General features: G+C 61.3%; 19 protein-coding genes and 1 tRNA gene. 15 read left to right on the forward strand and 5 right to left on the reverse strand.

Annotation, left to right across the window (positions count from 1 at the left end):
- The first annotated feature begins 35 nt into the window (after positions 1-35).
- Positions 36-1,154, forward strand: a complete 1,119-nt coding sequence (locus tag ACSOSP_RS13655) for a LysR family transcriptional regulator (RefSeq protein ID WP_455307427.1) — start codon at positions 36-38, stop codon at positions 1,152-1,154.
- A gap of 132 nt (positions 1,155-1,286) precedes the next feature.
- On the opposite strand, the gene ACSOSP_RS13660 is transcribed toward ACSOSP_RS13655, so the two are convergent.
- The 3 genes from ACSOSP_RS13660 to dprA all read right to left on the reverse strand — a co-directional run bounded on the left by ACSOSP_RS13660 (position 1,287) and on the right by dprA (position 5,934).
- Complete coding sequence (locus tag ACSOSP_RS13660) at positions 1,287-3,923, reverse strand: DNA topoisomerase III (RefSeq protein ID WP_455307429.1); 2,637 nt, start codon at positions 3,921-3,923, stop codon at positions 1,287-1,289.
- A gap of 235 nt (positions 3,924-4,158) precedes the next feature.
- Positions 4,159-4,536, reverse strand: a complete 378-nt coding sequence (locus tag ACSOSP_RS13665; protein WP_455307431.1) for a thioredoxin family protein — start codon at positions 4,534-4,536, stop codon at positions 4,159-4,161.
- 84 nt (positions 4,537-4,620) lie between these two features.
- On the reverse strand, positions 4,621-5,934 hold the full coding sequence (gene dprA, locus ACSOSP_RS13670) for a DNA-processing protein DprA (protein ID WP_455307433.1): 1,314 nt from the start codon (positions 5,932-5,934) through the stop codon (positions 4,621-4,623).
- Positions 5,935-6,146: 212 nt separating this feature from the next.
- Between dprA and def the strand changes: the two genes are divergently transcribed.
- The 14 genes from def to ACSOSP_RS13740 all read left to right on the forward strand — a co-directional run bounded on the left by def (position 6,147) and on the right by ACSOSP_RS13740 (position 18,700).
- On the forward strand, positions 6,147-6,650 hold the full coding sequence (gene def, locus ACSOSP_RS13675; protein ID WP_455307435.1) for a peptide deformylase: 504 nt from the start codon (positions 6,147-6,149) through the stop codon (positions 6,648-6,650).
- 49 nt (positions 6,651-6,699) lie between these two features.
- Positions 6,700-7,692, forward strand: coding sequence for a methionyl-tRNA formyltransferase (gene fmt, locus ACSOSP_RS13680; protein ID WP_455307437.1), 993 nt, complete (start codon positions 6,700-6,702; stop codon positions 7,690-7,692).
- A gap of 70 nt (positions 7,693-7,762) precedes the next feature.
- A complete protein-coding gene (locus ACSOSP_RS13685; protein ID WP_455307439.1) occupies positions 7,763-8,422 on the forward strand; it encodes a LysE family translocator in 660 nt (219 codons plus the stop codon).
- Positions 8,423-8,568: 146 nt separating this feature from the next.
- Entirely contained in the window at positions 8,569-9,426 is an 858-nt protein-coding gene (gene htpX, locus ACSOSP_RS13690) for a zinc metalloprotease HtpX (RefSeq protein ID WP_455307441.1), read from the forward strand.
- A gap of 195 nt (positions 9,427-9,621) precedes the next feature.
- A complete protein-coding gene (gene rsmB, locus ACSOSP_RS13695) occupies positions 9,622-11,106 on the forward strand; it encodes a 16S rRNA (cytosine(967)-C(5))-methyltransferase RsmB (protein WP_455307443.1) in 1,485 nt (494 codons plus the stop codon).
- Positions 11,103-11,711: a DUF4390 domain-containing protein gene (locus tag ACSOSP_RS13700; RefSeq protein WP_455307445.1), complete on the forward strand. Its 609-nt coding sequence runs from the start codon at positions 11,103-11,105 to the stop codon at positions 11,709-11,711. Before rsmB ends, ACSOSP_RS13700 begins: the two co-directional genes overlap by 4 nt.
- Positions 11,701-14,130 (forward strand): ATP-binding protein, encoded by a 2,430-nt coding sequence (locus tag ACSOSP_RS13705; RefSeq protein WP_455307447.1) that lies wholly within the window; start codon positions 11,701-11,703, stop codon positions 14,128-14,130. The genes ACSOSP_RS13700 and ACSOSP_RS13705 overlap by 11 nt, the downstream gene beginning before the upstream one ends.
- Positions 14,131-14,850: a response regulator transcription factor EsaR gene (esaR, locus tag ACSOSP_RS13710; RefSeq protein ID WP_455307449.1), complete on the forward strand. Its 720-nt coding sequence runs from the start codon at positions 14,131-14,133 to the stop codon at positions 14,848-14,850.
- Between the two features lie 89 nt (positions 14,851-14,939).
- Positions 14,940-15,015 (forward strand) — tRNA-Phe (locus ACSOSP_RS13715).
- Between the two features lie 214 nt (positions 15,016-15,229).
- Positions 15,230-15,964 (forward strand): 7-cyano-7-deazaguanine synthase QueC, encoded by a 735-nt coding sequence (queC, locus tag ACSOSP_RS13720; protein ID WP_455307451.1) that lies wholly within the window; start codon positions 15,230-15,232, stop codon positions 15,962-15,964.
- Between the two features lie 2 nt (positions 15,965-15,966).
- Positions 15,967-16,599 (forward strand): 7-carboxy-7-deazaguanine synthase, encoded by a 633-nt coding sequence (gene queE, locus ACSOSP_RS13725; protein WP_455307453.1) that lies wholly within the window; start codon positions 15,967-15,969, stop codon positions 16,597-16,599.
- Between the two features lie 25 nt (positions 16,600-16,624).
- Complete coding sequence (gene queD, locus ACSOSP_RS13730; RefSeq protein ID WP_455307455.1) at positions 16,625-17,071, forward strand: 6-carboxytetrahydropterin synthase QueD; 447 nt, start codon at positions 16,625-16,627, stop codon at positions 17,069-17,071.
- Positions 17,072-17,240: 169 nt separating this feature from the next.
- Positions 17,241-18,023 carry an HpcH/HpaI aldolase family protein gene (locus ACSOSP_RS13735; protein WP_455307457.1) on the forward strand — a complete coding sequence of 261 codons (783 nt, stop codon included), beginning with the start codon at positions 17,241-17,243 and terminating at the stop codon, positions 18,021-18,023.
- A gap of 44 nt (positions 18,024-18,067) precedes the next feature.
- Positions 18,068-18,700: a tetratricopeptide repeat protein gene (locus ACSOSP_RS13740; protein ID WP_455310957.1), complete on the forward strand. Its 633-nt coding sequence runs from the start codon at positions 18,068-18,070 to the stop codon at positions 18,698-18,700.
- Positions 18,701-18,766: 66 nt separating this feature from the next.
- Here the strand turns inward: ACSOSP_RS13740 and rodA are convergent, their stop codons facing one another.
- Together rodA and mrdA are read right to left on the reverse strand one after the other, a co-directional pair.
- On the reverse strand, positions 18,767-19,915 hold the full coding sequence (gene rodA, locus ACSOSP_RS13745) for a rod shape-determining protein RodA (protein ID WP_455310958.1): 1,149 nt from the start codon (positions 19,913-19,915) through the stop codon (positions 18,767-18,769).
- 22 nt (positions 19,916-19,937) lie between these two features.
- Entirely contained in the window at positions 19,938-22,391 is a 2,454-nt protein-coding gene (gene mrdA / locus ACSOSP_RS13750) for a penicillin-binding protein 2 (RefSeq protein ID WP_455307459.1), read from the reverse strand.
- Positions 22,392-22,462: the final 71 nt, after the last annotated feature.

Consider the following 22,462-nt stretch of genomic DNA (forward strand, 5'->3'; position numbering starts at 1 on the left):
ATTAAAAGAGGCTGTCTAGCAGCAGGAGTTGTCTCATGGATCATTTGCAGTCGATGAAAGTATTCGTCCGTGTGGCGGATCTCGGCAGTTTTGCCCGCGCGGCCGGCGCGATGGATATCTCGAATGCAGTGGCAACACGTCATATCGCTGACCTGGAAGGGCGCCTGGGCACCCGTCTGCTCAACCGCACCACGCGCAGCCTGTCGCTGACCGAGTCGGGCCAGGTATACCTGGAACGCGCCCGCCAGATCCTCGACGAGCTTGAGGATGTCGAACAAATGGTGGTTGCACGTAACCACGAGCCGGTTGGATCGCTACGAATTGTCGCACCCGTTGTGTTTGGCCTGCACAACCTCGCGCCCGTGCTGCAGACCTATACGGAGCGGTATCCCAAGGTTGTGCCGGACGTCACGCTGGTCGACCGGCAAGTCGATCTGGTTGAAGAGGGCTTCGACGTGGGCATTGTGATCGCGCGCCAGATGCGCAGCGCGAGCATTGTCACGCGACGCCTTACGACGGGTTGCCTCACCGTATGCGCCACGCCCGGTTATCTCGAAAAGCATGGCGTGCCGACGCGGCCGGAAGACCTGTCCGAACATCCGTCGCTGAGTTTGCCGTCCGAATATTTCGGCGATGAGCGCGTCTTCACCGGACCTGAAGGGGAAGTGCGCGTGCGGCCGACGAACGTGATCGTCGCGAACAATACCGAGATGCTGCGCCAGTTCGCGCTGCTCGGCATGGGCATCGCCATCCTGCCTAGTTATCTGATCGGCAACGACACCACGCGCGGCAAGCTTGTACGCCTATTGAGCGATTACCAGTTGCCGGAGGTCGAAATCAACGTCGCGTATCCGAGCCGGCGCCATTTGCCCGCGAAGGTGCGTACGTTCATCGATCACCTGGTCGAGCATTTCAGCCAGACGCCGAATCATCAGCTTGGCGAGCAGTGGGTGAAGAACGGGTTCGTGAAGCCGGGGGCGCCAGCGATAGATGAGCGCGATTCCGAGCCGCTCGTCGCGCACGCAGCCTATGCGGAAGCGGAAGGCGGCGCGCGATTCGAGGCCGACCTGCCTCCCGCCGATGACAACAAGCTCGGTGGCAAGCCGGCGAAGTCGCGCTCGCGTGCGACACCGGCCATGCCCTCACCGTTTTGAGGGAAGCGCTGTGGTGAGATTTCCTGTGCGGTTAAGCGTCGTCCAGCACGACGAACGAAAAAAAGCCCGCGAATGATTCGCGGGCTTTTTTTATGCTGCCGGGCCTATTCAAAGCGCCTCGAAAATTGAAAACTAACCCGCCTTGCGAGCCGGCGCCTTCTTGGCAGCGACTTTCTTGGCAGGCGCTTTCTTCGCCGCAGGCTTCACGGTTGTTTTCTTGGCCGCCACGGCGACATCGCCGTCACCTTCATCTTCCGCTTCGGTAGCTGCCGCCGCGCCGCGCTTGACCGCCGGTTTCGCACCGGGCTTCGGCTCTTTCTTCTCGAACTCGAAGCCAATCTTGCCGTCCGGCTGCTTCACGAGGAATGCCTTGAAGTTCCGGCCTGTGCGCGACGACTTGAAACCCGTCAGCAAGTCCGTGCGTCCTTCTTCGAGCAGCTTCGTCATCTGCTCGCGTGTCATTTCCTGCTGCAGGATCACCTTGCCCGATCGGAAATCGCAGGTCTTCGGATTCGCCACCGAGTTCTCGCAGACATAACTCATGCCGTGCTCGTACACCCGCGACTGGCACTTCGGACACGCGCCAACCGGTGTTTGCTCCGAGAAGTCCACCGGTTCGCCGTCTTCGCCGCCTGAATCCTGACCGAAGTCGAACTCGAGCTTCCAGTTCTTGATTTCGTCGTCGAAGGACAGCTTCAAGATTGCCGAGAACGGCCGGCCCATCTTGCTGCGGAAACCCGACAGCGGCCCAATCGTCTTGTCCTTGATCAACTGCTCGACTTCGGGAATCTCGAACTGGCGTCCGCCGGGAATCTTCGACATCGAGAATTCGCACTTCGTACAAGCGAATCGCCGATAGTTCTCTTTGATCTGGCTGCCGCAATTCGGACACGGTGTTTCGAGCGTCGAATAGTCGCCGGGAATGGTGTCGGAGTCGTATTCCTTCGCACGCTTGACGATGGTCTGCGTCATGCGCGCGATTTCCTGCATGAACTCGTCGCGCGGGAGATTGCCGCGTTCCATCTGCGACAGCTTGTGCTCCCACTCGCCGGTCAGTTCGGGCGCCGTCAATTCTTCGACGCCCAGACCGCGCAGCAAGGTCATCAACTGGAACGCCTTCGCCGTGGGAATCAGTTCACGGCCTTCACGCACCATGTACTTTTCACCCAGCAATCCTTCGATAACCGCCGCACGCGTAGCCGGCGTGCCCAGGCCCTTTGCCGCCATTGCCTCGCGCAGTTCCTCGTCTTCAATGAGCTTGCCTGCGCCTTCCATGGCCGAGAGCAACGACGCTTCGTTGTAGCGTGCAGGCGGTTTCGTCACGAGGCCGATCGCCGCAACCTTCTCGACATCGACCTTCTCGTCCTTCTGAACCTGGACCAGGTTGGCGTCTTCGCCGCCCACTTCCTTGCCGTACACCTGCAGCCAGCCCGGTTCGACGAGTACCTTGCCTTCCGTCTTGAAATGATGGCCGGATACTTCGGTGATCCGCGTGGTGACGAGGTATTCGGCCGCCGGGAAAAACACCGCGAGGAAACGCTTCACGACCAGGTCGTAGAGCTTCTGCTCCGGCTCGGACAACGCCTTCGGCGCCTGCAGGGTCGGGATGATGGCGAAGTGATCGCTGATCTTCGAGTTGTCGAAGATGCGCTTGTTCGGCTTCACCCAGCCCTTGTCCAGCACCTGCTTCGCGTGCGGCAAGTAGTTGTTGCTCTCCTTGAGCATCGCGAGCGTGTCTTTCACCGTCGGAATGTAATCCTCGGGCAGCGCGCGGGCGTCGGTACGCGGGTAGGTCAGCACCTTGTGCTTTTCATACAGCGCCTGAGCCAGGCCGAGCGTGTTCTTGGCCGAAAAGCCGAAGCGGCCGTTGGCCTCGCGTTGCAAGCTGGTCAGGTCGAACAGCAACGGCGACATCTGCGTGGACGGCTTCGCTTCTTCCGTGACCGTACCGGTCTTGCCGCGACAAGCCGCGACAATGGTTTCAGCAGCCGGCAAGCTCCAGAGCCGTGAATCGCGCTGTTCCGGATCGCCTTCGACACGCTTGAATTTCGGGTCGAACCAGCGGCCTTCGTACATGCCCTTCGCCGCGATAAATTCAGCACGCACTTCCCAATAATCGCGCGGCACGAAACGACGGATCTTTTCCTCGCGCTCTACGACAATAGACAACGTTGGCGTCTGAACCCGGCCAACAGTCGTCAGGAAGAAACCACCGCCCTTGCTGTTGAACGCGGTCATCGCGCGCGTGCCGTTGATGCCCACGAGCCAGTCGGCTTCGGAGCGGCAACGGGCGGCGTCCGCGAGCGGCTGCATGTCGGCGTCGCTGCGCAGATGAGCAAAACCGTCGCGGATGGAACCTGCGGTCATCGACTGGAGCCAGAGGCGTTGCACCGGCTGCTTCGCTTTCGCATGTTGCGCGATCAGGCGAAAAATCAGCTCGCCTTCGCGCCCCGCGTCACAGGCGTTGATCAGGCGATCGACGTCCTTGCGCTTGAGCAGCTTGGTCAGCACTTTCAGCCGCGATTCGCTTTTGGCGATCGGATTCAGGTCGAAATGCGGCGGGATGACGGGCAAATTGGCGAAGCTCCACTTGCCGCGCTTGACTTCGTACTCTTCCGGCGCGGCAATTTCGAGCAAGTGGCCGACAGCCGACGACAGCACGTAGTCTTCGCTTTCGTAATATTCGTCATGCTTGGTGAAGCCGCCCAAAGCGCGCGCGATGTCGTTCGCGACAGAAGGCTTTTCAGCAATGATCAGGGCTTTGGACATGACTCGATTCTAGTTAGGGACTGGCATGAGGCCGGGTTTGGGGGCTTGCGCCACCGCGGTTCGGGCTCGTTAACGTCCGCTTTATAGCATATGGCGTGCGGCGCGCGGTCTGGCATTTGGTGAAACGCGCGATGCCGAACGGTGAATGTGGGCGCTTTGTGATCCAAGCGCGAAAGCCGTTTCGGCTTACGAGTGCGCTCGGTTGCGCAGGTTGGTGTTGCCGGCCGGGTTGGTTTTAAGCGGCGACCAGAGCGGGCCGGATCTTTGGTGCGCCCACGATACCCGGCAACGCGCTCAAGTCGGTCAACATGCGCGCAACAATGGACGTTTGCGGCAGCACCGTTCCAAAAAACCGGGTTGTCACGGCGTCTTCGATCAAGACGGTTGGAAAATTTTCCACATCGAGGTCATCGAAGCGATCCGCCTGATTTTCGATGTCGATCCATGCAAAACAGATGTCCGGATGGGCATCGGCGAGCAGGTTGAAACTCTCACGGTAATCGCGGCACGTCCCGCACCATTCGGCGCACAGGCAGGCGACGAGCAGCGTGCCGGCGCTGGCCAGGCGCTCGGCAATCTGATCGGCGTCGGTGTCGAGATTCAGCGCGGGCATGGTTCGTTGCAGTCCTTTTCGTCGGTAATTTGTGGGCAGTGCAGGGAGCGGATTTTGTCGCGAATGTAGCATGGCGTCGAAGAATCAGCGTTCAAGGCGGGTAAAACGTCCGCCCGGCAATGCACCAATCCGTCCCGACAGTTCGAGCTGCAGCAGCAGGCTTTGCAACGTTGCGCCATCCATTTCGGTCCGTTCAGCGAGAATTTCAAGCGTCGCAGGCGAGTGCCCGAGTGCATCGAGCAGGCGTTGGGCTTCGGGGTTGACGGGTTTCAGAGAGGCGGACGCCCAGGATGCGCTCGCCGGCTTGCCGCGAGCGATGGAGCGCGAGGCCGACGCATCCTGAGGTTCCAGCACGAATTCACTGGTAACCGGTTCGACGCTGGCATCCTCCGCTGAACGCGTTTTCGCACGCCTTCGCGGTTTGGAAGCAGAATCGGCCACCGCTTCGCTTGGAATCGTCATACCAAACTCATCGAGGATATCTTCAGGCGTTTCCGCAAGCTTCGCCCCCTGCTTGATCATCCGATGACACCCGCGCGACAGCGGCGCGTGGATCGATCCGGGAATCGCAAATACATCGCGCCCCATTTCGTTGGCGAGCCGGGCGGTAATCAGAGAACCCGAGCGCGTGGCCGCTTCGACGATCAGTACGCCGCTCGCCAGCCCCGCGATCAACCGGTTACGCTGCGGAAAGTTTGCCGGCCGGGCGGGCGTACCGAGCGGCCATTCCGACACGATCGTGCCGTTCACCGCGATCTCATGCGCCAGTGCGTGGTGCAGCGGCGGATAGACCAGATCCGCACCCGTTCCGATAACCGCAATCGTGCCGCCTGGACCGCTTAGCCCACCACGATGCGCCGCGCCATCTATACCCAGCGCGAGCCCCGACACAATGACCAGCCCGGCATCCGAAAGTGCTTGAGCGAAACGGCGGGCGTCGTCAATGCCTTGCGGCGTCGCGCTCCGGCTGCCGACAATCGCGACCGCCCGGGCCTGGAGAAGATCAAGCCGTCCCTTTACATATAGCAGCGGTGGCGGATCGGGCATGGTCAGTAGCGCCGGTGGGTACGCTGAATCTGCAAGCGTGACGATCCTGTTGCCCGGAGCGGACGCCCACTCGAGCGTGCACGCGAGGCATTCGTCGAATGAGCCGAGTTCGGAGCGTGGCGGGGGACCGAGAACGGCACGCGCGGCTTTCTCCCCGGCGATGACCGCGAGCGCGTCGAATGACTGGTTCAATACGGCTTGAGGCCCGCCGAATTCGGCAAGCAACGCACGCAGCGCAATGGGCGGCAAACCGCTCGTATTTGCCAGTCGCAGCCAGGCTGAAACGTCCTGCAATTCGGTTTCTCCCAGACAGGGCTTGGTGTTGGCCGTCGGCAACAGGAAAGGCGTCATGTTAAAATTTTCATATCCCGAAATAAGAAAGGATTGTCGAGCGGCCCGGTTTCCGGCTGTTCGGACAACGCGTTGCCGCCCCGCGAGCGGCGCTAAAACGACGTTGAAGCGCTGCGTTTCGGCCCAATCATCTTCCCGATACCGGCACTCTTTTACAACCTGGCCGAATGGCCGACTTTCGCATGCTGCGGCGTGCGTCGATAATCTGAATCATGGCTCTGCTCAACATACTCAAGTACCCGGACAAACGGCTGCACAAGGTCGCGAAGCCCGTAGAGGTCGTCAACGACCGGATTCGCAAGCTAGTCACGGACATGGCTGAAACCATGTACATGGCGCCTGGCGTCGGCCTTGCCGCGACCCAGGTGGACGTGCATGAACGCGTGATCGTCATTGACACGTCGGACACGCACGATCAGCTTCAGGTCTTCATCAATCCGGAGATCGTCTGGTCGAGCGACGAGAAGAAGGATCACGAGGAAGGCTGCTTGTCGGTGCCGGGCATTTACGATTTCGTCGAGCGGCCGGAAAAGGTGCGCGTGCGCGCCTTGAACGAGAAGGGCGAAACGTTCGAAATCGACTGCGACGAGTTGCTCGCCGTGTGCATCCAGCACGAAATGGATCACCTGATGGGGCGCGTGTTTGTCGAGTACCTGTCGTCGCTCAAGCAGACGCGGATTCGCGGCAAGATGAGAAAGCTCGAAAAGGCGCTGTGACGTGTCGATTCACTAATACGGATGATGGAATTTGCAGGTTGCTGAATCGATGACTCAATCGCTGCGTGTCGTATTTGCCGGAACACCCGAGTTTGCCTCTGCCGCGCTGGCTGCCATCCACGCCGCGGGTTTTCAGGTGCCGCTCGTGTTGACGCAGCCGGACCGTCCCGCCGGTCGTGGGATGAAACTGGCCGCGGGGCCGGTGAAGCGCTTTGCCGTCGAGCACGGTTTGGCCGTAGCGCAGCCGACATCATTGCGGCGCAATGGCAAGTATCCCGAGGAAGCGGCCGCTGCAATCGAACTACTGAAGGCCACACCGCACGACGTCATGGTGGTTGCCGCATACGGACTGATCCTGCCGCAGGAAGTGCTCGACATCCCGCCGCTGGGAGCAATCAATATCCACGGCTCGCTTTTGCCGCGCTGGCGAGGCGCAGCGCCAATTCATCGTGCGATCGAGGCCGGTGACGCCGAGACGGGCATCACGCTCATGCAGATGGATGCAGGACTCGACACCGGCGCGATGGTCGTCAAAGGTCACATCGCGATCACGTCCACCGACACCACCGCCACGCTGCACGACAGGATGGCGCAGCTCGGTGCTGAACTGATCGTCGAAGCGTTGCGGGATCTCGAGCGCGACGGCGCCTTGCCCGCCGCGCCGCAGCCGCAGGACGGCGCGACATACGCTGAGAAGATTGCCAAGCACGAGGCGGCGCTCGACTGGCGTCGACCGGCGAGCATGCTTGCCCGTCAAATTCGCGCCTTCGATCCGTTTCCCGGCGCGTTCGGAACGCTCGATGGCGTGGTCGTGAAGATCTGGGCCGCCGAGCCAGTGGAACTCAGAGGCGACGCCGAGGCCGGCGTGATCTTGGAGAGCGGCGCGGAGGGTGTAGTTGTCGCGTGCGGCCAGGGTGCCTTGCGACTAACGCAGTTGCAAAAGCCCGGCGGCAAACGACTCCCCGTGCGCGAATTTCTCGCCGGATCGCCTATTGTTAAGGGGCAGCGATTCGAACTTCGGGAAGTCGCGCCGGGTGCATAAACCGGCGTTTGCGCATTACCCGCGCCGTCGCTGCGACGGCTAAAGGCAGCCAAATAACAAAGGTCCCGCAATGCTTGGAATCACCGGTTTTACGCTTTTTATCGTCGCCGTCATGTTGCTGAGCGTGACGCCGGGGCCGGATACGGCGTACATCGTCGGCCGAAGCGTTGCGCAAGGACGAGGCGCGGGCGTGGTGTCGGCGCTGGGCATTGCGCTCGGTTGCATCGTGCATACGCTGGCGTGCGCGTTCGGGTTGACGGCGTTGCTGGCGGCATCGGTCACGGCATTCACTATCGTCAAGTTCGCAGGCGCGATTTATCTGATCTATCTCGGCGTGCGGCTGATCCTCACAAAGCCCGCAGCCGAGAAAACCAGCGACAAGCAGAGCGAAGCAGAAGTCACCCGCGTTCGCGCCGCGCCGAAATCGCTGCAGCAACTCTTCACGCAAGGCTTCGTCACGAATGTGCTGAACCCGAAGGTGGTGCTGTTCTTCGTCTCGTTCATTCCGCAATTCGTTGCTGTCGACAGCGCACACAAGACCCTTGCCTTCCTCGCGCTCGGTTTGGTGTTCGTGCTGGTCAGCACCTTCTGGAACACCTTTGTGGCGTGGATCGCGGGTAGCGTGACGCAACGCTTCGCTGGCAAGCCGAGCGTCAAGCTTTGGCTGGACAGGGTGGTGGGCAGCGCGTTCGTCGGATTGGGCATCAAGTTGGCGACTTCGCACAGGTGATTGAATTTTTCCGAGATGCCCTTATCTAACATTTTGCTTACAATCGGGACCAATGAATCGTTGGGCGATTTTTTGGTCAGGCAAAAAAAGGTCGTTTCGGCCACTCGCGCTTAACGCGCATTGATATTGGGTGAGGAGTTCAAGACATGTTCAACTGGGTCAAAACGGCGATGCTGATGGCAGCGATCACGGCCCTTTTTGTCGTGATCGGAGGAATGATCGGCGGCAGCAAGGGGATGATGCTTGCGCTGATCGTCGCCCTCGGCATGAATTTCTTTTCGTACTGGTTCTCCGACAAGCTCGTGCTGAAGATGTACAACGCACAGGAAGTGGATGAAGCCAGCGCGCCGCAGTTTTATCGGATGATTCGCGAGCTTGCCACGCGGGCGCAGTTGCCGATGCCGAAGGTGTATCTCATCGATGAAAACGCGCCCAACGCGTTCGCAACCGGCCGCAATCCGGAGCACGCGGCTGTTGCTGCGACGACCGGCATCTTGCGGGTGTTGTCCGAGCGTGAGTTGCGCGGCGTGATGGCGCACGAGTTGGCGCACGTGAAGCACCGCGACATCTTGATTTCGACGGTTTCAGCGACCATGGCCGGAGCGATCTCGGCGCTGGCCAACTTTGCCATGTTCTTTGGCGGCCGGGATTCCGACGGCCGGCGCTCAAATCCGATCGCCAGTATTGCTGTTGCCATGCTGGCGCCGCTGGCGGGTGCGCTGATCCAGATGGCGATCTCGCGGGCGCGCGAATTTGAAGCCGATCGCGGCGGCGCGCAGATTTCCGGCGATCCGCAGGCGCTTGCCAGCGCGCTCGAGAAAATCCATGCGTATGCCGCGGGCGTACCGTTCCCGACGGCTGAGCAGCATCCCGCCACCGCGCAGATGATGATCATGAACCCGCTGGCGGGCGGTGGAATTTCCAAGCTCTTTTCTACACACCCGGCGACCGAGGAGCGTGTCGCGCGCCTGATGGAGATGGCGCGAACCGGGCGGATGGAGTGATGGCGCCTGTGTAAGGCCGCAGTCATGGACCCATCGCCGCGCAAGCGGCGATGGGTTTTTGTTAAACAGCGATCTGCCTTCAATCCCGGCCGTTCGGCCAGCATCGGGGCTCCAATCTCAGCCCAAACCCCTCGCAAGTTACAATGTTCGTTTGTGCGGACCGGCATCGGCCGGCTCGAACGCCTTCGCCCCGACATGACCGAAAAGCCTTCCCGACGCCGCGTCGTTTCATCGGCGGACAGCAGCCGAGCGTCGTCCGACGCCCGTCTCGCCACGCTTCACCTTGCTCCCGATTCCCTGGCGTTCGCGCTCGATGCCGCCGCGCAAGCGGTCGGCGCGGTGCGCGCCGGTTCCGCGCTGCCCGCAGCCTTGCAAACGGTGATCGCGGCAACGCACGTGGCGATATCGCGTGGGGCGACACAGGATATTGCGTACCGAACGCTGAGGCGTCTCGCCGTCGCCGACGCGCTGCTCGCGAAACTGGTGCGCAAGGCGCCGCCGCCGCATGTATCGAATGTGATGGCCTGCGCGTTCGCGCTGCTGGTCGATGACGAAGCCCACGCTGCGTACACCCCTTTTACCGTCGTCGATCAAGCCGTCAACGCAATCGCCGCGAGGCGCGAATTCGCGTTTGCGAAGGGTCTGGTCAACGCGGTGCTGCGCTCATTCCTGCGTGAACGTGAAGCGCTGCTGACGGAGGTTCGAAGCGATCCTGTCGTGCGCTTCAACTATCCCGCGTGGTGGATCGACGCGGTCAAGCGCGGCCATCCCGACGAATGGGAAAACATCTTGGACGCCGGTAACCGGCAAGGCCCGCTCACGTTGCGTGTGAACGCGCGGCGCATGAGCGTCGCGCAATATCTCGAGGTCCTCGAGGCCGAGCACATAGAAGCCGAAGCCGTGGGCATTCACGCCGTGCGCCTCAAGACGCCGATGGCCGTCGACAAGATCCCCGGTTTCGCCGATGGCGTCGTCTCGGTTCAGGACGCCGGTGCGCAACTCGCCGCGCAGTTGCTGAACGCGCGCGATGGCATGCGTGTGCTCGACGCGTGCGCCGCGCCCGGTGGCAAGACGGGTCATGTGCTGGAGCTGGCGAACGTCGAATTGATCGCGGTGGAAAGCGATCCGGTGCGCGCACGGCGTATCGGCGAGAACCTGCAGCGCCTGAACGTGCAGGCGGAAATTCGCGTGGGCGATGCAGGCGAACCGTCGGGCTGGTCGGACGGCGATCCATTCGATCGTGTTCTTGCCGACGTGCCGTGTTCGGCATCGGGGATCGTGCGGCGTCACCCTGACATTCGCTGGTTGCGCCGTCCATCCGATATCGCCGCTCTCGTCGAAGAGCAGCGCCGCATTCTCGCAGCACTCTGGCCGCTGGTCGCGACCGGCGGCGAGTTGCTTTACGTTACGTGCTCGATCTTCCCCGAAGAGGGCGAGTTGCAGGCGCAGTGGTTTGGAGAGGTTCACGAAGATGCGGTACGATTGGACGCGCCGGGGCAATTATTGCCGACTGCCAGCCGCACCGGCGCGGTTGGTTCGCAAATATCACCGGACCCGGTCACGAACTCGCTGACGGACAATTCAGGCGAGGCGCAACGTACCCGTTCAACATCGACGCGGGACGTGGAAGCCTCTGCGGACCATGACGGATTCTTCTACGCGCGCTTTCAGAAACGGTGACGATCAAACGCTTTTTCCCGCTGCGGCTCGCGCCTGCCGGCCAGGCCGTGCTGGCCTTGTTGCTGAGCCTCGCGCTGTCGTTCATGCCCGTTTCGGCCGCGCAGGCCGATCCCATTGCTGTGCAGCGCGCGTCGTTGCAGGCGGATGGATCGGGCTGGAGTATCGACGCCCGTTTCGACTTCGATCTCAACAGCAGCCTTGAAGACGCCGTGAACAAGGGCGTGCCTTTGTATTTCACCACCGATTTCGATTTGTCGCGGCCGCGCTGGTACTGGTTCGACGAAGAACCGGTGAGCGTGTCACAAAGCATCCGGCTTTCGTTTCAACCGCTGACACGCGAATATCGTGTTTCCACGGGCGGCTTGCAACTGGGTTTCGCCACGCTCGATGAAGCGCTTGCTGTCATCAAGCACGTGACGTCTTGGCACGTCATCGATCGTAACCAGGTCAAGCCCGGCGAGACGTATAACGCGTCGGTGCGCATGCAGCTCGACATTGCACTGATGCCCAAGCCGTTCCAGATCGACGCGGTGAACAATCGCGACTGGAATCTCTCTTCCGAGTGGAAGCGTTTTACTTTTACGGCGGCGACCAGTGCTAAATAAACTACGCCGCCGGCCGCTGCGCCGCACGAACATCACAGGCCTCGTGGTTCGCGTGCTCGTGACCACGGTCGCGCTCACGGCCATTCTCCTGCTGGTCATGCTGGCGCTTGCCAGTGCGAACACCGAGTTCTTCGACCGCTATTATCAGTGGCTCTATGCTGCGAATCTTGCGGTGGCGGTCGTCCTCATCCTGATTGTCATCGGGCTGGTGGTGATCATCATCACCCGGGTGCGACAGGGCAAGTTCGGTACGCGGCTTCTCGCGAAACTCGCGTTTATCTTTGCGCTCGTGGGCGTGGTGCCGGGCGCCATCATTTACGTGGTGTCGTACCAGTTTGTGTCGCGCAGTATCGAATCATGGTTCGATGTGAACGTTGAAACCGCCCTCACGTCCGGGCTGAATCTCGGGCGCGGAATGCTCGATGCATCGCTGTCCGATCTGCAGAACAAGGGCCGCCTGATGGGCGACCAGCTCGCGAGCGCCGATCCGACCAGCCTCACGCTGACGCTGTTGCGCTTGCGCGATCAGTTCAATGTGCAGGATGCGACCATTGTCGAGCCGGCGAGAAGCGGCTCCGGTACCGCGCCCGATGTGCGCGTGGTGGCGCAGGCATCGAGTAATTTCGCGGCGCTCGTGCCCGACGACCTGCCCACTCCGCTGCAACTGAATCAGGCGCGCGGCAGGCCGTACGGGGCGATTGAAGGTGAGGTCGATGGCGATGCAAGTCAGACCGGGGCAAAGGGCGCATTGAGGTTACGGGTGATCGTGAAGATCCCCGACAGTTCGACCACTGAACTGCAGCCGGCCGAGCGGTTCCTGCAGATCGAACAGCCGGTCAGTACCGGACTCGCCCGCAATGCCGACGCCGTGCAGCGCGCGTATCGCGAGTATCAGGAGAAGGCGCTCGGGCGCACGGGCTTGCGCAAGATGTACATCGGCACGCTGACGCTGGCATTGTTCCTCGCCACCTTCATCGCAATGATGTTGGCGCTCGCGCTCGGCAATCAACTCGCGCGGCCGTTGTTCCTGCTTGCGCAAGGCACGAAGGAAGTTGCCGAGGGCGATTACACGCCCAAACGCGAAGTGAAGTCGCGTGATGAACTCGGCTTCCTCACGCAGTCGTTCAACGCAATGACGCGGCAATTGTCCGAGGCGCGTGCGGCGGTCGAGAACAACCGGATCGCACTCGAACATTCGAAGGCGTATCTGGAGAGCATTCTCGCGAACCTGACCGCCGGCGTGTTCGTGTTCGACCGGCAATTCCGCCTGACCACGGCGAATCGCGGCGCCGAGCGGATCTTCCGGCAGCCGTTCAATGCGTCGCTGAACCTGCCGCTTGAGCAGATCGGCGTGCTGTCCGAGTTTGGCGCGATGGTGCGAAAGGCATTTGCTGATCGCGATGCAGCGGCAAGCGGCAGCGGCCGGCCTATTGGCGACCGTGGTCACTGGCAACAGCAGCTTGCCGTTCCGGTGGCCGGCGAGACTGATCCGCTGACCTTGCTGGTACGCGGTACGCAGTTGTTGACCCTGACCGAAAGCGACACCGACGACGCGGAGACAACCGGCTACGTAGTCGTATTCGACGACATCTCCGACGTCATCTCCGCGCAGCGTTCGGTGGCATGGGGCGAAGTGGCGCGGCGGTTGGCGCACGAGATCAAGAATCCGCTCACGCCGATCCAGCTATCGGCTGAACGACTGCAGATGAAGCTCGCCGACAAGCTCTCGCCGACCGACGCCGACGTGCTCAAGCGCGGCGCGACCACCATCGTGAATCAGGTGCAGGCGATGAAGCAGATGGTCGACGACTTCCGCGAATACGCGCGTACGCCGCCGGCCGTGCTGGGTAACCTGCAGCTCAATGATCTCGTGGCCGAAGTGCTGACCTTGTATGGCATCGAAGAGCGCAAGAGTCATATCACCGTGGAGCTGACAAAATTGCCGGTGATTCGCGGCGACGCCACGCAGCTTCGGCAGGTGATTCACAATCTTTTGCAGAATGCGCAGGATGCGGTGGCCGATGTCGCTGAACCGCGCGTGTTGCTTGAAACGAAGACAGTAGAATATGGCGACCCCGATGCCTCAGGACATGCCCGCGTGGCGGTGCGGTTGACGGTATCGGATAACGGTTCAGGTTTTCCCGCGCGAATTCTCTCGCGCGCATTCGAGCCTTATGTGACTACGAAGGCGAAGGGCACGGGTCTGGGTCTTGCAACGGTGAAGAAGATCGTCGATGAGCATGGCGCACGCATCGACATCCGCAATCGTTCGAAGACACCTGACGTGATCGAAGGCGCGCAGATCTCGATTCTGTTCCTGCAACTCGCGGAAGATTCCGCCGAACCGGGCGCGACACCGCCCTCGGCGGCGGCGAGCCACGGAACGACAAAAGCATTAGTGCAGACAAGGGCAGCGTAAATGGCAACCATCCTGGTGGTAGACGACGAAATGGGTATCCGGGAATTGCTCTCGGAGATCCTGAGCGACGAAGGTCACGTGGTGGAGACGGCGGAGAATGCGCAGCATGCGCGGGAGTATCGGTTGCGCCAGGCGCCGGATCTCGTGCTGCTCGACATCTGGATGCCCGATACCGACGGCGTGACGCTGCTGAAAGAGTGGGCGGCGCAGGGCAAGCTCACCATGCCGGTGATCATGATGTCGGGCCATGCGACTATCGATACGGCGGTTGAGGCCACGAAGATTGGTGCGCTCAACTTCCTCGAGAAGCCGATCGCGTTGCAAAAGTTGCTCAAGGCAGTCGAGCAAGGTCTTGCGCGCGGCACGGCTGCCGCGCCAATTGCAAACGCGGCCATCCGCCCGGCGTTGCCACCGAGTGGTTCAACGGTGCCGGCTTCCGCTGCGTTGCCGGTGGCTTCGTCGCTGAGTCTTGCTGGCGGCGATGCAGGTTCGCCAAATGCAGCGCCGGGTCCGGCAGGTGCGACGGCGTCCATCTCCTTCGATATCCCGTTACGCGATGCCCGCGATGCCTTCGAGCGCGCGTACTTCGAGTATCACCTGGCGCGCGAGAACGGCAGCATGACGCGGGTGGCGGAGAAGACGGGGTTGGAGCGCACGCACTTGTATCGCAAGCTCAAGCAGCTCGGCGTGGATCTGGGCAAGAACAAGAGCGAGGCATGACTGGCGGGGGTTTCGAGATCGTTTCAGTAAAAAGGTGCCAAAAAGCACTTGAGCGACATAATCCCCTTTGATATACTTTCGTTCTTCGTGGCCCGGTAGCTCAGTTGGTAGAGCAGCGGATTGAAAATCCGCGTGTCGATGGTTCGATTCCGTCCCAGGCCACCACAGTTGCAAAAAATGCCCGGAAACCGCAAGGTTTCCGGGCATTTTCAATTGGGTTGCGTTCGGGGCTGCGTTGGCCTCCCCGCTGAGAGCGAACACCCGTCTTCGTGATAAAATCCTTGGTTCTTCAAAGACTTGGCTAAGATAGAACGCGTGCAGCGGCCGCTTCTGAACGTTAGCCAATTCATGCTTCCCCCTTCTCCATTGGAGTTTCACGGTGACTCGGACAGACGCTAAAGACAGCGCACTGGTGCTGTTTTCCGGCGGCCAGGATTCGGCCACATGCCTTGCCTGGGCGCTCGATCGCTTTACGACCGTCGAGACGCTCGGCTTCGACTATGGCCAGCGCCATCGCGTGGAACTCGAGTGCCGGGAAGGCTTCAGGGAATCGGTGAAACAGCAGTTCCCGCAGTGGGCAGAACGGCTCGGCGAAGACCACATGATCGATCTGTCCGTGCTCGGCGCAATCAGCGACACCGCCATGACGCGCGAGATCGAAATAGAAGCCAGCGCGAACGGTTTGCCCAACACCTTCGTGCCCGGCCGCAATCTCATGTTCATGACGATCGCCGCCGCCATCGCGTATAGGCGCGGTTTGAAGGTGCTCGTTGGCGGTATGTGCGAAACGGATTTCTCGGGCTATCCCGATTGCCGCGACGACACCATGAAGGCGCTGCAAGTCGCCCTCAATCTCGGCATGGACAGCCGCTTCCTGCTCGAGACACCGCTCATGTGGCTCGATAAAGCCGACACCTGGCGCCTGGCCGAACAGCTGGGCGGAGAGGCGCTGGTGGAACTGGTGCGCGTCGAGACGCACACGTGTTATGTCGGCGAGCGTGCCGAGCTGCATGAGTGGGGTTTTGGTTGCGGCCAATGCCCGGCGTGCAAGCTGCGCAAGCGCGGCTACGAAGCCTACAAGTCGGGTGAGCAAGTCACCACCGAACCGGTCTGATCATGACGTACGCAGTAAAGGAAATTTTCTACACGTTGCAGGGCGAGGGCGCAAACGCCGGACGTCCGGCTGTGTTCTGCCGCTTCGCCGGTTGCAATCTCTGGTCAGGTCGCGAGGAAGATCGCGCGGACGCCGTGTGCCAGTTTTGCGATACGGATTTCGTCGGCACCGATGGCGAGAACGGTGGCAAATACAAAACGCCAGCGGACCTTGTTGCCATGATTTCATCGCAATGGCCGGAAGGCGAAGCGCATAAGTTCGTTGTCTGCACAGGCGGCGAGCCCATGTTGCAGATCGACCAAGCTTTCGTCGATGCCCTGCATGCAGCCGGCTTCGAAATGGCGATCGAAACGAATGGGTCACTGCCGGTGCTGGACAGCATCGACTGGATTTGCGTGAGCCCGAAAGCCGGCGCGCCGCTGGTCGTGACGAAGGGCAATGAGTTGAAGGTCGTCGTGCCGCAAGACAATCAGCCGCTGGCCGATTACGCCAAGCTCGACTTCGAGTATTTCCTCGTGCAACCCATGGACGGCCCGTCGCGCGATATCAATACGAAGCTCGCTATCGATTGGTGCAAGCGGCATCCGCAATGGCGCCTGTCCATGCAGACGCACAAGTACCTGAACATCCCCTAACGCGAATCACCCAAGCTGAGCAGACGTGCAGACGATCACCCGAAAACTCGAATTCGATGCGGGCCACCGCATCCCCGATCACCGCAGCCAGTGTCGTAACCTGCACGGTCATCGGTATGTGCTGGAAATCACGCTGCAAGGCGAGCTCGTCGAAACGGAAGGCGCGCCGGATCGCGGCATGGTGATGGACTTTGCCGACGTCAAGGCGCTGGCCATGGAGCATCTGGTCAACAAGTGGGACCACGCGTTTATCGTCTATGCGCGCGACGAAGTCGTGCGCAGTTTTCTCGAGAAGATGGCGGACCACAAGACCGTCGTGCTCGACCGCATACCCACAGTTGAAAATCTCGCCGCCGAAGCGTTCCGGATTCTCTCCGAGGTCTACAACGACCACTACGGCGTCGATCTGAAGTTGAAGCGCGTGCGTCTCTACGAAACGCCGAATTGCTGGGCGGACGTCGAAGGCGTCTGACGCTTCCTTCACAGTCTTCAAAGCGGGCTCCTGCCAGCGCTCTTTTGTCACGGTATGATCTTTGAATAAGCCGCACGTTTTGTTGCGGCGCAGTTCAGTGACATAGCCTATTGGAGCGAGACATGCCTGCCAGCCATCCCGCCGCGTGCGATCTGCCAAGGACCACGCGATGAGCACCTACACCAACCTCCTCAAACAGCGTTTCACCGAATCCGGCACCATGTACGGCCTGTGGCTGTCGCTTGGCAGCGCGGACGTGGCCGAAGCCGTGGCGCACGCCGGTTTCGACTGGCTCTGTATCGACATGGAGCATTCGCCGAACGACAGTCATGACGTCGTTGCGCAACTTCGTGCAATTGCCGCCGCGCACTTGCCGACCGAGCCGATCGTTCGCGTGCCGGCGCATGAAGGCTGGCTGGTGAAGCGCGTGCTCGACGCGGGCGCGCGCACCCTGATGTTCCCGAACGTGGAAACGGCGGAAGAGGCGGCACACGTTGTGCGTCTCACGCAGTATCCGAACGCCGATGCCCGCGATGGCCTGCGCGGCGCCGCTGGCGCGGTGCGCGCAGCGGCGTACGGCATCCGGCGTGATTATGTGAATTCGGCGAACGCGCAGATATCGACGATCGTGCAGATCGAATCCGAGCGGTCGCTCGCGAATGTTGAAGCGATCGCGGCTACGCCGGGCGTCGATTGCCTGTTCATCGGGCCTGCCGATCTGGCCGCGAGTCTCGGTCATCTCGGCGATACGAAACATCCGGACGTCCAGGCGGCAATCACGAAAATTATCGATACTGCTAAACAAGCGGGCATTGCGAGCGGCATTTTTGCACTCGATGTCGCGAGTGCGCGGTCGTATGCGGAAGCGGGTGTGAAGGCAATCGCGTTATCGGCCGATGTCGGCTGGCTGTTAAAAGCGACGCGACAGGCGTTGCAGGAGGCAAGGGCATGAAACCCGGAATATTGGGCGCTGTATCGGTATCCGTAGCGTTGTTGATGGCATGCAGTGCGGCAAGCGCACAGACGGTCAAGGGCAGTGACAAGGCGACGCAAAACGCCGTCGCCGATTACAACGCGGGCAATCTCGGCGTTGCGCGCAAGGAGTTTCTAAGTGCGGCGAAGAATGGCAGCCGTCTAGCCGAATTCAACTACGCGATGATGCTCGTGAACGGCGAAGGCGGTCCGGCGGACGTCGAAGAAGGCAAGAAGTGGCTGCGCAAAGCCGCCGACGCCAACATGACGCAAGCGCAGTACGTGTACGGCAAGATGTACGACGATGGCGAGTTTGTCGATCGTGATCCGGCCGAGGCGCATCGCTGGTTCTTGCGGGCGGCGAATCAGGGCCATGTGCTGGCGGAGCTCGCGCTGGCGAACCAATTCCTCGATGGCCGCGGCACGCCGCGCGATAACGCGCAAGCGTTCGTCTGGTACAAGAAGGCGGCCGAAGGCGGCGACATGACCGCGCAATACGTGGCGGGATCGTTCTACGAGCGCGGTGGCGATGGCGTGAAGAAGAACATCAACGTGGCACGCGCGTATTACGCGGCGGCAGCAGCCCAGGGCGATCCTGCGGCGAAGCTGAAGTTCCAGCAACTCAGCGCGGAACTCGCACACGAACAGCCGCAATAAAACAAAAGCCCACGATGAAGACATCATCGTGGGCTTTGCTTCAGCAACGAGTCACGTAGAAAAACGCTAGCTTTTCATCAGCCGTTTTTGTCGCGACACGCTCATGATGAGCCCGACCGCAACGCCGAGCGTGGTCAGCGCAGTTCCGCCGTAACTCATGAACGGCAGCGGCACGCCGACCACCGGCAAGATCCCGCTCACCATCCCGATATTCACGAACGCGTAGGTAAAGAACGCCATGGTCAGCGATCCGGCCAGCAGGCGTCCGAATAGCGTCGCCCCGGCCGCCGCGATAAACAGCCCTCGCGCGATCAACGCCATGTAAAGGAACAGCAGCACAAGGCCGCCCGCGAGCCCGAACTCCTCCGAAAACACCGCGAAAATGAAGTCGGTATGTTTTTCAGGGATGAACTCCAGATGCGACTGCGTGCCCTTTAGCCAGCCTTTTCCGAAGGTCCCGCCCGAGCCGATCGCAATCACGGCCTGAATGGTGTGAAAGCCTTTGCCGAGCGGATCGGAAGTCGGATCCAGCAACGTACAGATTCGATGCTTCTGGTAATCGTGCATCAGCGGCCAGTTCACTTCCGGCTGGCAAATGCGCTCCTGGAATACGCCGATACTCGCGACCAAAAGCACAGCCGCCACGAGCACCGGCACGATCAGCTTGAAACTCAGGCCCGCGAAATAGATCACGAAGAGGCCGGCCGCAAACACCAGCACGGCGGTGCCGAGGTCCGGCTGCTTGGCGATGATCGCGACCGGCAGGATCAGGATGATGAAGCCGACGATGTAATCCCACCACCGGATGCCGCCCTCTCGCCGCTGGAAATACCACGCGAGCATGAGCGGCATCGCGATCTTCATGATCTCCGAGGGCTGGATCACCACGCCCACGTTCAGCCAGCGTTTCGCGCCTTTGCGTGTCAACCCGAAGGTGGCGACCGCAATCAGAAGCGCCATGCCGATGGTGTAAAGCGGCACGGCGAAACGCATCAGCGTGGGCGGCGGCACGTTGGCGAGAATCCACATCAGCCCGAACGTCAGCATGATGTTGCGCAACTGGTCTTCCACGCGGCCGGGGACGTCGAGGCTCGCGCTGTACAGCGTCACGATTCCCACGCACAGCAGCAGGAACACGATCAGCGCGAGCGGTTTATCGAAGCCCGCGAACATGCGCTTCGCGCGTTCGAGCCAGACGCGCTTGTCGAATTGCAGCGCTTGCATGGCGATTTCTCCTTTACTCGTCGATGCCGCCAGACGGCGTCAACGTCTGGATGGCGCTTTTGCCGGTGTTGCGCGGGATCGCGGCGGTCGGCGCCGGTTCTTTCGGTCGCGGTGCGGGCGTAGGTGCTGCCGGCGCCTTGCGGACCTCGGCGGTACGTGTTGTTTCTTTCGCGTTGGCCGTGGCCGGTGCTTTCGTTTCGGTTGCCGGGCGCGCTGTTTCACGCGCTTCGGTGATGATAGGAGCTACCGGCACGCGCGGCGCTTCGAGCGCGCGCAGCATGCTCGGCGCGACAGGAACGGCCGATGCAGCCGGCGCGCTTGATGCCGCCGCGGGTCCGCTGCTCGCAGGCGCAGACGCAGCCGTCGCCGAATCAGACGCCGCAGCACCGGTGCTCGCACTTGCACTTGATGCCGCCGTCGGACCCGACGCCGCCAGTGGCTTGAACGCCGGCGACGCACCCGCCACCGAGGCTGGCAGCGCCGCGTCCAACGGGCTTTGCGCGCCTCCAATCACTGGCGCGTTCGCATCTTCCGTCGCCGATGCCGCCGCAGCCACGGCCGCCGCTTCCGCGCCCGGTTTCAACCGGTCGACGAGATAATAATCGAGCACTTTCCGGGCGATCGGACCCGCCGATTCCGCACCCCAGCCGCCGTTTTCCACGATCAGCGCAACCGCGATAGTCGGATGATCGGCCGGCGCAAACGCGATAAACAATGCGTGATCGCGCAGACGTTCCGCGATCGCGCTGTGCGAATAATTCGCGCCTTGCAGCGAATAAACCTGCGCCGTCCCGGTCTTACCCGCCGCTTGATAGGGCGCGCCGCGGAAGATCTTCGAACCCGTACCGGTCGTCACCACGCCTTCCATCGCGCGCTTGATGAAGTCGACGTCCGCCTGCTTGACCGCAATCTTGTCGCTCGGATCGCGTACGGTGACGCGGATCGCCTTACTGATCGGATTCTCGACTTCCTTGACCAGGTGCGGCTTCATGACCACGCCGTCGTTCGCGAGCGTCGCGGTGGCGTGCGCGAGTTGCAGGATCGTGAACGAGTTGTAACCCTGCCCGATGCCCAGGCTGATCGTCTCGCCTTCATACCAGCGCTGCTGCTCCGGCTTCCGGTACGCCTTCTTTTTCCACTCGGTGGACGGAAGAATGCCGCGCGCTTCGCCGTTGATATCGATACCCGTGATCTGGCCGAATCCCCACGGCTTCATGAAGCCGGCCATCGCGTTCACGCCGAGATCGTGCGCCAGCATGTAGAAATACGTGTCGTTGGACACCACGATCGCGCGGTTCATATCGACCCAGCCCTGGCCTGCGCGCACGTCGTTGCGGAAGGTGTGGCCGCCGAACGTGTACGAACCCGGGTCCTGGAAACCCCAGCTGGTTGTGCGTTTATGCAGCGTCAGCGCGGCGAGCGCCATGAACGGCTTGTAGGTGGAGCCAGGCGGATAGGTGCCGTGCAGCGGGCGGTTCAGCAGCGGGTGATCGGGTGAATTGTTGAGCGAATCCCAGGTCTGCTGGTCGATGCCATCGACGAACGAATTCGGGTCGAAACTGGGCGCCGATACGAACGCGAGCACATCGCCCGTCGCGGGTTCGATAGCCACCAACGCGCCGCGTTTGCCCGCGAACGCCTGCTCGGCGACCTGCTGCAAGCCGATATCCAGCGACAACACCAGGTTGTTCCCCGGCGTGGCCTGCGTGCGCGACAGCGTGCGCACGGGCCGACCGCCCGCCGTGACTTCCACTTCCTCGAAACCGGTCAGGCCATGCAGTTCGGTTTCGTAGCTCTGTTCCACACCAATCTTGCCGATGTAGTCCGTGCCCTTGTAGTTGTTCGCATCGATACGGGGATCGTAGTGATCGGTGTCGGCGTCGTTCTGGTCGCTCGATTCATCGATACGTTCCTGATCGCGCTGCGAAATCCGCCCGATATAGCCGATCACATGCGCCGCCGTGGGTCCAAGCGGATATTGGCGGAACAGCCGCGCGCGCACTTCCACGCCCGGAAAGCGGAATCGCTGTGCGGTGAAACGGGCGACTTCTTCGTCGGTCAAGCGGGTGCGGATCGGCAGGCTCTCGAAATTCTTCGAGTCCTCCAGCAGCTTCTTAAAACGCCGCCGGTCGCGCTGATCGACGGGAATCACCGTCGCGATGCGGTCGATTTCATCGTCGAGGGTGGTGTTGATCTTCGATGGCGTGATTTCCAGCGTGTAAGCCGAATAATTCTTCGCCAGCACCACGCCATTGCGGTCGGTGATGATGCCGCGGTTCGGCACGATGGGCGCGACCGAGATGCGGTTTTCATCGGCTTGCAGGGAGTATTTGCTGAAATGCCAGACCTGCAGATACAGGAAGCGCACGCCGATCAGCCCGAAACAGACGAACACGAACAGGCCGGCGGCAGCCACACGCAGGCGAAACTTCGATAACTGTTGTTCGGCGTTCTGAAATTCGGTCATGCAATGTTCGCGGGGACCGCGTGTGTGGCTCGTGTGGCGTTCAGCTCGTACAGCAGGCGCTTGGTTAGCTT

The sequence above is a fragment of the Caballeronia sp. KNU42 genome (assembly GCF_053760385.1).